We start from the raw sequence: 9630 nt of genomic DNA on the forward strand, positions 1-9630 counted from the left end.
GGGATGGACGCTTCTCGGTGTCTGGATCTCTACACTGAAAGTGAGAACCGTCATGCTTGAAGAAAAGCAATCAGAGTGGGCCGGGAAACAAGGGACCAACAAACAAAAAACCGAATACCTCGCCGTAAAATGAAAAAATATATCTATTCCTTCCTGTTGTTACTCATCAACAGTTTTGTTTTTGCCCAGGATACAGTGCCCTCCAATGAACCCGCAACCGGTATGCGGTCTGAAGGGAAAATTTATGTGGTAGTTGCCGTTGTGGTGACCATATTGATTGGGTTATTTCTTTATGTCATTCGTCTTGACAGAAAGATAACAAGACTGGAGAAGAAAAATGCCTAAGATTGTAAACCATAAATAAGTTAGTATGTCAGATTACAGTTTTTTCGGCGCTGTCGAAAAGAGCTTTGAAAAAGCAGCGCAGTTCACCAACTGGGATCCCGGTATCCTTGAGCAGATAAAACAATGCAATGCAGTTTATCGTATGCATTTCCCTGTTAAGGTTGGAGATAAGATTGAAGTAATTAAAGCTTACCGTGTTCAGCATTCGCATCACAAACTTCCCTGCAAAGGCGGTATCAGGTTTTCCATGAGCGTAAACCTGGATGAAGTAATGGCACTCGCAGCATTGATGACTTACAAATGTGCTATTGTAAATGTTCCATTCGCCGGCGCAAAAGGAGGAATCACCATCGACCCTAAAAAATATTCCGCTTACGAACTCGAAAAAATCACCAGAAGATATACATCAGAACTTATTAAAAAGAACTTTATTGGTCCTGGTATTGATGTACCAGCTCCGGACTATGGCACAGGAGAACGCGAGATGGCCTGGATCGTTGATACTTACCAGAGTATGCGCCCCGGTGAAATCGATGCCCAGGGTTGTGTTACCGGTAAACCTGTATCCCAGGGTGGAGTTCGGGGCAGAAAGGAAGCTACCGGTCTCGGTGTTTTTTACGGACTCCGTGAAGTTTGTAAGATGACAGAAATTATGGAGCGTTTAGGCCTCACCGTTGGAGTGGAAGGCAAGAGAATTGTTGTACAGGGATTGGGTAACGTTGGTTATCATACTGCAAAATTCTTCCAGGACCATGGAGCGATTATCGTGGGACTGGCCGAATGGGAAGGCGCAATTTCCAATGAAAACGGGCTTGATGTAGATGCTGTTGTTGAACATCGCAGGAAGACCGGGTCAATTCTTGGTTTTGCCGGTGCAAACAACTTCAATAAAAATACTGATGCGCTGGAAATGGAATGCGATATCCTGATCCCGGCAGCGCTTGAAGCCGTGATCACCGGTGAAAATGCGCCCCGTATCAAAGCAAAAATTATTGGTGAAGCTGCAAACGGTCCGTTAACACCGGAGGCTGATGAAGAGTTTATAAGAAGAGGAATTCTTGTTGTTCCGGATATGTATCTTAATGCAGGTGGGGTAACAGTTTCCTATTTTGAATGGCTGAAAAACCTTAGCCATGTACGTTACGGCCGCATGGAAAAAAGATTTACAGAAGATCTTAATACAAAGATCCTTGGCCAGATGGAAGATCTGACAGGAAAAAAAGTAACCCAGAAGGACCGCGAACTGATCATTCATGGTGCTGACGAAGTTGACCTGGTAAGAAGCGGGCTTGAAGAAACAATGATTGGCGCAACACGTGAGATTATGGATGCCTGGCATGCGAATGATAAAATTCCTGACATGCGCACTGCCGCTTATGTTGTTGCGATCAACAAGGTTGGAACCAGTTATGCTGAACTTGGGATTTTCCCTTGATTACTTATTAGATTATTGTACAAATAGAAACCGCGCTTGCCGCGGTTTCATTTTTAATGATCATGGCTTTATCAGAAACTCACTGTTTTTAAGAACCAATTATGTCAAAGTCGATATCCAAAACCAGGTGGGACAAGCTCAGGCAACGAATGATCGCTTATGGCATCCAGGATGTGCCGCTGACGGCCATTCCTGAAAACATCACCGAAGCTATCAAGGAACCGGAAGAGGCAGCAGCCCGGATGCTGATACTATTGTCGGTTGCTTTCTGTGCAAGTAATTCTGCAGAGGCAGATAAAATTGCGGACTGGTTAAAAAAAGAAGATTTATGGCAGGCGGCCAGCGAAAATGAAAAGTTCTTTTTCCGGGAGCATGAAACAACTGATGAAGAAAAAGCAAAATTGTCTTTTCAATTCGAAGGTGCATATATGCTTGCCTGGGTTCTTGGCAGGGTTGAAGTATATCCTGATCCTTCCTCTGAATGTGACCTGGAACTTGTGGGTGATTTTTTTGCAAATGTTCCCCCGGTGTTAGCAGAAACTGATGATCTTTTTGAGGACGCAGGTTTTGAGCGCATTACCTCCATTCATGATGAATACCTGTTCTATAAAATGGCAGCATTATATTTTAAACATATCAAAAAAACAGACAAGGAAAATACTTCCAATGTTCATAGCGCTGCAGCCCATCAACGTTACCTGGTACTTGAATGGCTGTTGAATCCTGATGATCTTGAATGGGACCAGTTGATTGAACTTTTCAACGGAGAAGAGTAATCCCTTCAGATCCCTCAGATCCCGGGTTGAAGATAAACAGGTAAAACTTCCAATTGAGATAAGGTTCCGTTCACTTTTTCAAAGGCAGCACAATAGGAGCCATTTGTTATGACCAGGAATGGAACCGGTATGGCAATATGATACCTGAGTACCTGCGCTAACACTTTTTCATCCAGTGGAACATCCATCGATTTGCATTCTACCATCATCCATGGCAGATGATTATTGTCGTAAACCAGGATATCAAATCGTTTTTTCAGGTCGCCGAGCTGTAATTCTTTTTCAATGGCGATAAGTGAGCCCGGATAAAACATCGTTTGTAAAAGGTATTGAATGAAGTTCTGCCGCACCCACTCTTCAGGGGTCAGCCTTAACCATATTTTACGCGAAGGGTCAAAAATCAGTTCCTTTCCCAGCTCCTCTTTAATCTTATATGAATATGGAGGATACATTATCTTTATCATGTGCTCAAAGATAGTTATGTGATCGAAAATTATTTGATCCGGTATTGATGCTTTGGGACGGGAACAAAAAAAACAAAATTGATCGGATGAAAACAAAAGAAGAGATAGTCGAAAACTGGCTACCGCGTTACACTGGTGAGATACTGGAGAACTTTGGCAAATACATCCTGTTAACTAACTTCAGTAATTATGTTTACATGTTTGCTGAATGGAACGATGTAAAGGTCGTTGGTGAAGGAAGACCTATGATGTGCGCAACTGCAGGTGATATTACGATTATCAATTTTGGTATGGGAAGCCCGACTGCTGCAACTATAATGGATCTGTTGACCGCAGTAGCACCAAAAGCAGCACTATTCCTGGGCAAATGCGGCGGACTAAAAAAACGGAATAAACTGGGTGATCTTATTTTGCCAATCGCGGCAATCAGGGGTGAAGGAACCTCGGGCGATTATTTCCCGGCAGAGGTGCCGGCCTTGCCTGCTTTCGCACTGCAGAAAGCGGTTTCAACTACAATCCGGGACTATGGAGTCGATTATTGGACTGGTACTGTTTACACGACCAACCGGAGGGTATGGGAGCACGATGTGGAATTCAAAGAATATTTACAGAAAATAAGAGCATACGCAATCGATATGGAGTCTGCAACAATTTTTACTGTTGGATTTCATAATAAAATTCCAACAGGGGCTCTCCTGCTTGTCAGTGATCAGCCAATGACACCTGAAGGCGTTAAGACAGAAGAAAGTGATAAAAAAATTACAGCTGACTATGTTGAAAGACATTTAAGGATAGGCATTGATTCACTGAAACAACTGATCAATGAAGGACTAACGGTTAGGCATCTGCGCTTTTAATCAATAAAGTATCATTAATGTCAGAACCCTTGTTAAAAATCAGGGACCTCCAGGTTGATTTCAATTCAGCGCTTGGCAAAACAACGGCGGTCAGCAATATTAATTTCGAAGTTGAAAGAGGTGAAATTGTTGCTATTGTTGGTGAATCCGGTTCGGGCAAGTCAGTTACATCTTTATCAATACTGCAACTATTACCAACTCCCCCGGCCGCATATCCAAAAGGCGAAATATTGTTTTCGGCCGATGGAATCAGTTCCTTAAACCTGCTTAATCTCCCTCTAAAAGAGTTAAGAGCGTTGAGAGGAAATGAAATTGCCATGATTTTCCAGGAACCTATGAGTTCACTGAATCCAGTCTTTACTTGTGGCGACCAGGTGATTGAAGCTATTATGCTGCACCAGAAGTTGTCACGCAAACCGGCAATGGAGAAAACCATCAGGCTATTTGAAAAAGTAAAATTACCTGACCCGGCTTCCATGTTTCACAGGTACCCGCACCAGCTAAGTGGTGGCCAGAAGCAGCGGGTCATGATAGCAATGGCCATGAGTTGTGAGCCTTCATTACTGATCTGTGATGAACCCACCACTGCGCTTGATGTTACCGTACAGAAAACGATACTACGGTTGATCAGAGAACTCCAGGCGACTGAAAAAATGGGTGTAATCTTTATAACCCATGACCTGGGTGTGGTTGCAGAAGTTGCTGATCGTGCCATTGTAATGTACAAAGGCTCGATCGTTGAACAGGGAACCGTAAAAGATATTTTCAGCCATCCTGAACATCCTTATACGCGTGGGTTATTGAGTTGCCGGCCGGTATTGCATCCCAAAGGGCTAAGATTACCCGTGGTTGCCGATTTCATGAACGGGACTATTGAGGCACTGCCTTCACTCAAACTTACCGATATCAGTACTGATACCGGTACAGCAGGTTCAATCGGATCTGCTACCGGAATATCCGATTCTTATGTATCCGTCAAAATAGAAGCTGCTAACAACGATCTCGTAGTTCCACGAAGGGTATTAATGAAAGCAGAGGATATCAATGTCTGGTTCCCATCGGGCAGAACAATGTTTGGCAAACCGAAACAATATATCAAGGCGGTACAGGACGTTAGTTTTGAAATTTTTGAAGGCGAAACGCTGGGCCTTGTCGGCGAATCGGGTTGTGGCAAAACAACGCTTGGCAGAACTTTATTGCGGCTTATTAAACCCAACTCAGGGCATATACATTACAAAAATCAGGATATAGCAACGCTGGATCCGGACACTATGCGCTCCATGCGCCGGGATCTCCAAATTGTTTTCCAGGATCCTTATTCTTCATTAAATCCCCGGATAACCATAGGAAGCGCTATTGCAGAACCGCTCAAAGTACAGGGGATTGTAAAACAAAGCGCAGAGAGAAAAGCCAGGGTGCTGGAATTGCTCGAAAAAGTGAATCTGCAACCTGAACATTTTGCCCGCTACCCGCACGAGTTCTCAGGAGGCCAAAGGCAGCGTATTGTCATCGCCCGGGCACTGGCTATGAATCCCTCCTTCCTGGTCTGTGATGAGTCTGTATCGGCTCTTGACGTTAGCGTCCAGGCACAGGTACTGAACCTGCTGAATGACCTTAAAAAAGAGTTTGGCTTTACCATTGTCTTTATTTCTCACGATCTTGGTGTTGTCAGATATATTAGTGATCGTATTATGGTGATGAATAAAGGCCGGATCGAAGAAATCGGGCAGAGTGAAGATGTGTATCACAGGCCAGTTTCAGAATATACCCGCAAACTTATTGATTCTATTCCCGGTATTTAAGCACTGGAAAGCTTGTTGATCAGCGGTTTAACTCCTTAAGACTTTATTTTATGGTTTCCAAAAAAAATATTACCTTCGCCCGCTTGAAATTTAAACAAACATGATATTAAACCTGGTGCCGTAAGACCTGGTTTGTATCGGATCCGACCGATCTTCCCATTCCACTGCTCCCGCGGTTTCATATCATGACGACAGGCAATATTTAAACTAAACTTTTACATGAAACTTTCTCAGTTCCGTTTCGATCTACCCTTGAATCTAATCGCTCAGCATCCTGCAAAAAAACGTGAAGACGCCCGAATGATGGTTGTCCATCGCAAAACCGGCCAGATTGAAAACAGGACGTTCAAAGACATAATGGAATATTTTGATGACAAAGATGTTTTTGTTGTCAACAATACCAAGGTTTTCCCGGCGCGTATGTATGGCCGTAAAGAAAAAACAGGGGCAAAAATTGAAGTTTTCCTTTTACGAGAATTAAATAAACCCAACAGGCTTTGGGATGTGATAGTTGATCCGGCTCGTAAAATACGTGTTGGAAATAAGCTTTATTTCGGTGAAAATGACGAGCTGGTTGCAGAAGTTATTGATAACACAACATCCCGTGGCCGTACCATTCGTTTTTTATGGGATGGAACCGATGAAGAGTTTCGCCAGATGCTCGAAATCCTGGGTGAAACACCATTGCCAAAATATATCAAACGTAAACCCGAAGCAGAAGACAAGGAAAGGTTCCAGACTGTTTATGCAAAACACGAAGGAGCAGTTGCTGCACCAACAGCAGGTCTGCATTTCAGTATTGAATTGATCAAAAGACTTGAAATTAAAGGTATCCGCTTTGCAGAAGTAACACTGCATACCGGCCTCGGAACTTTCAGGCCGATTGAAGTGGAAGATCTGAGCAAACATAAGATGGATGCTGAATACTACCGGATAGAAGACAATGCCTGTAAAATCGTAAACAAAGCGATTACCGGCAATCACAGGATCTGTTCTATAGGAACAACAACCATGCGTGCCCTTGAATCTTCCTATACTGCAGAAAAACTAATGAAACCATCAGAAGGCTGGACGAATATTTTTATTCACCCACCTTATAATTTCAATATTGCAGATTCATTGGTTACAAATCTGCATTTACCAAAAACAAGTTTGCTGATCATGGTTTGTGCTTTTGCCGGATATGATCTCGCAATGGAAGCTTATAAAAAAGCGATCAAAGACAAATATCGATTCTTCAGTTATGGAGATGCCATGCTGGTTATCTAACTTTATATCAATTCCCCTTCTTAACCGGAGGGGAATTTTGGTTTAATAATAAACGGATGAAATACATATTACTTTTCTGCATGTTTATCTCTGCCCTGCCAGTAATTGCGCAAGACTTTATGGCCTTATATTCCGATAGTGTTCCCAATTCTATTGCCGGCCCCGATCGCGAGAAATCTGAAACTACGGGTGGAATTGAACGTGTAAGTAAAGTAAGAAACCCGGGTATCAGCATTTATCTGCCAGCCCAAGAATCTGCTACCGGTGAAGCAGTAATCATTTATCCGGGTGGTGGATATGGTATACTGGCTATTGACCATGAAGGATACGATGTGGCTAAACGCTTTAATGAAATGGGCATTGCTGCCTTTGTTGTTAAATACCGCCTGCCAGACGACAGTATAATGGTTGATAAGAAAATAGGTCCATTACAGGATGCCCAGCGTGCTATTCAGCTGGTAAGGGAAAACGCTACCAGGTGGAATATCAAACCAAATAAAATCGGGATTATGGGTTTCTCTGCCGGGGGCCATCTTGCCTCAACTGCCGGCACACACTTTCAAAAAGCTTATATCTCAAATCCTAACAGAACTTCCCTCAGACCCGATTTTATGATTCTGGTATACCCGGTAATCAGTTTTAGTGATAGTATTGGTCACCGCGGTTCAAGAAACAATCTCCTTGGAAAAGATGCAGATGATAAACTGGTAAAAGAATATTCAAATGAACTGCATGTAACAGATAAGACTCCACGAACTTTTCTTATCCATGCAAAAGATGACAAAGGAGTTCCATTTGCAAACAGTACTGTTTTTGCAGAGCAACTAAAAAGACATAAGGTGCCGGTAGAAGTATACCTGTACGAAGCAGGCGGTCATGGTTTTGGCATGAATAATCCGACGAGCAATGTGAAGTGGATGGATCTTATTGAGAAGTGGATACATGCAAAATAAAGCTTAAACGGATTTGTGATCAAGCTTTAGTTCTATCCTTTGATCTGTTTTTTGAACGGCAAGTATCCTCAACCTGTTACCCACAATCCAAACAACATCATCTTCTTTAAAAATATAATCCGATTCCGGGTTAAGTATTCTTTCATTGTTTTGTTCGATGCCTACCACGAGTCCGTGCGTTTTTTCCCGGATACCCGAATTCCGGATCGTAAGATTTAAAAAAGGTGAATCCTGGCCGATGGTTATACGCTCAAGTGTAACCTGTGTTTTTGTTTTGGTTATATGTGTGCTCGTATTAATGAAATCAAGATACTGGTTAAACTTCTCGATCTGTTCGTCGGTTCCTATTACTGCCAGGTTATCATATGGATATATAACTTCATGCCTGCCGGGAACGGTGATCCGATGTTCTCCCCTTTCAATGATTGCCACATTTATTCCAAATTGTTCACGCCAGCCAAGACTCAACAAGGACTGGCCTGCGATGCTTGATTCTGGTTTTATTTCAAAGTTTGCCATATGCGCATCCCAGGGTGCGAGATCGGGTTCGGTTGATAAGACCTGTTCCGTTTCCCTGTCATTAAGATTCGCCAGGAACCGGTTCTCAAGACGGAAATAAAAAGCCTGTATCCTTTTTGAGAAAAAGAATAAAACAACTATCAACCCAATAACCATTATATAAGCCAGTTCCTGGGAAACAAAACGATCCAGGAAAAACCCAATAAAAAATATAGCCAGCAGAATACGGAAAATCTGTAATAAAATCATTGATCCCCTGTACCGTTTTTCGGACCAGACCCTGAACGTTTCCTCGGTGTACACTTTTTTTATTGCAAGGGCCCAAAGAAATGGCAATAAAACAAGAAGTGTTATTACTGCTGCCAGCTGGTTCGCCCATCCGCTCCAGTTGAGCTTTTCATGCATAGCATCAATCAGGTAGTTTGAAGACAACACTATAATTGATATTATGATGGTCGAATGCAGTATGATATTATAAAACTTTGCCCTCAATAATTTTTGCCAGTCAGTTGCCACCTGTATGTTTTGAGAACCCGAGCCATAACGTATGATGGCTGATTTTACATTGGCCGGAAGCACGCGATCGGTCCACCGGTAAAAAGGATCTGAATACCTTATAAGAAAGGGTGTCGCAAATGCTGTTACTGCTGATACTGCTACAGCGATTGGATATAAAAAATTGCTGGTCACATTTAATGTGACCCCAAGAGCAGCAATAATAAAAGAGAACTCACCGATAGGCGAAAGGCTCATTCCGGCCTGCACAGAAGTCTTAAGTCCCTGCCCCGCGATGATGGAACCTATGGTAGTGCTGATCAGTTTGCCAGCAATAGTAATAAAACTGATAAGTAATACAGGACCCGCATAGTTGATTAACATTTGCGGATCAATGAGCATGCCGACTGATACAAAAAACACTGCACCAAAAAGATCTTTAACAGATTTGACGAGGTGTTCTATCCTTTCGGCCTGCGTTGTTTCTGCCAGGATTGAACCAATTATAAACGCACCAAGAGCCGGAGAAAACCCAGCCCTGGTAGCCAGGTAAACCATAAGCAGGCATAGGGCAAGTGAAGTAACAAGCAGTGTTTCATCGTTTAAATATTTTTTCACCATTTTCAGGAATGAGGGCAGGAAAAAGATTCCGGCTACGAACCATAATACAAGATAAAAGGTGAGTTTCGCTATTGATAGCAGCATTTCCTGCCCG

At 42.7% G+C, this 9630-nt stretch carries 9 protein-coding genes; 7 read left to right on the forward strand and 2 right to left on the reverse strand.

The features are described 5' to 3' along the window. Positions 1–129: 129 nt before the first annotated feature. The 3 genes from VK664_RS27775 (at position 130) to VK664_RS27785 (ending at position 2556) form a co-directional block, all read left to right on the forward strand. On the forward strand, positions 130–345 hold the full coding sequence (locus tag VK664_RS27775) for a CcmD family protein (protein ID WP_461401994.1): 216 nt from the start codon (positions 130–132) through the stop codon (positions 343–345). A 25-nt stretch (positions 346–370) separates the two neighbouring features. After that, a complete protein-coding gene (locus VK664_RS27780; protein WP_461401995.1) occupies positions 371–1780 on the forward strand; it encodes a Glu/Leu/Phe/Val family dehydrogenase in 1410 nt (469 codons plus the stop codon). Positions 1781–1881: 101 nt separating this feature from the next. Beyond that, complete coding sequence (locus tag VK664_RS27785; protein ID WP_461401996.1) at positions 1882–2556, forward strand: DUF4272 domain-containing protein; 675 nt, start codon at positions 1882–1884, stop codon at positions 2554–2556. A 14-nt stretch (positions 2557–2570) separates the two neighbouring features. Here the strand turns inward: VK664_RS27785 and VK664_RS27790 are convergent, their stop codons facing one another. Then, positions 2571–3020 (reverse strand): type I restriction enzyme HsdR N-terminal domain-containing protein, encoded by a 450-nt coding sequence (locus tag VK664_RS27790; protein WP_461401997.1) that lies wholly within the window; start codon positions 3018–3020, stop codon positions 2571–2573. 86 nt (positions 3021–3106) lie between these two features. On the opposite strand from VK664_RS27790, the gene VK664_RS27795 reads away from it, so the two are divergent. From VK664_RS27795 to VK664_RS27810, 4 genes are all read left to right on the forward strand, one after another. Beyond that, the gene (locus VK664_RS27795) at positions 3107–3877 is read left to right on the forward strand and encodes an AMP nucleosidase (RefSeq protein WP_461401998.1); all 771 of its coding nucleotides are present in this window, start codon (positions 3107–3109) and stop codon (positions 3875–3877) included. Positions 3878–3894: 17 nt separating this feature from the next. Next, positions 3895–5679 (forward strand): ABC transporter ATP-binding protein, encoded by a 1785-nt coding sequence (locus VK664_RS27800; protein ID WP_461401999.1) that lies wholly within the window; start codon positions 3895–3897, stop codon positions 5677–5679. 219 nt (positions 5680–5898) lie between these two features. Continuing rightward, positions 5899–6948 carry a tRNA preQ1(34) S-adenosylmethionine ribosyltransferase-isomerase QueA gene (queA, locus tag VK664_RS27805; protein ID WP_461402000.1) on the forward strand — a complete coding sequence of 350 codons (1050 nt, stop codon included), beginning with the start codon at positions 5899–5901 and terminating at the stop codon, positions 6946–6948. A 56-nt stretch (positions 6949–7004) separates the two neighbouring features. Next, positions 7005–7901 carry an alpha/beta hydrolase gene (locus tag VK664_RS27810; protein ID WP_461402001.1) on the forward strand — a complete coding sequence of 299 codons (897 nt, stop codon included), beginning with the start codon at positions 7005–7007 and terminating at the stop codon, positions 7899–7901. 3 nt (positions 7902–7904) lie between these two features. Here the strand turns inward: VK664_RS27810 and VK664_RS27815 are convergent. Next, on the reverse strand, positions 7905–9630 hold a 1726-nt coding region (locus tag VK664_RS27815), incomplete at its 5' end, for a cation:proton antiporter domain-containing protein (protein WP_461402002.1).

This window comes from Flavitalea sp. (assembly GCF_035489435.1).
GTDB lineage: Bacteria > Bacteroidota > Bacteroidia > Chitinophagales > Chitinophagaceae > DATHKG01.

Excerpts from the sequence above, each read along its gene's own strand:
- queA (WP_461402000.1), top strand. The coding sequence starts at position 5,899 with ATGAAACTTTCTCAGTTCCGTTTCGATCTACCCTTGAATCTAATCGCT.
- VK664_RS27800 (WP_461401999.1), top strand. The coding sequence starts at position 3,895 with ATGTCAGAACCCTTGTTAAAAATCAGGGACCTCCAGGTTGATTTCAAT.
- VK664_RS27785 (WP_461401996.1), top strand. The coding sequence starts at position 1,882 with ATGTCAAAGTCGATATCCAAAACCAGGTGGGACAAGCTCAGGCAACGA.
- VK664_RS27810 (WP_461402001.1), top strand. The coding sequence starts at position 7,005 with ATGAAATACATATTACTTTTCTGCATGTTTATCTCTGCCCTGCCAGTA.
- VK664_RS27775 (WP_461401994.1), top strand. The coding sequence starts at position 130 with ATGAAAAAATATATCTATTCCTTCCTGTTGTTACTCATCAACAGTTTT.
- VK664_RS27780 (WP_461401995.1), top strand. The coding sequence starts at position 371 with ATGTCAGATTACAGTTTTTTCGGCGCTGTCGAAAAGAGCTTTGAAAAA.
- VK664_RS27790 (WP_461401997.1), bottom strand. The coding sequence starts at position 3,020 with ATGATAAAGATAATGTATCCTCCATATTCATATAAGATTAAAGAGGAG.
- VK664_RS27795 (WP_461401998.1), top strand. The coding sequence starts at position 3,107 with ATGAAAACAAAAGAAGAGATAGTCGAAAACTGGCTACCGCGTTACACT.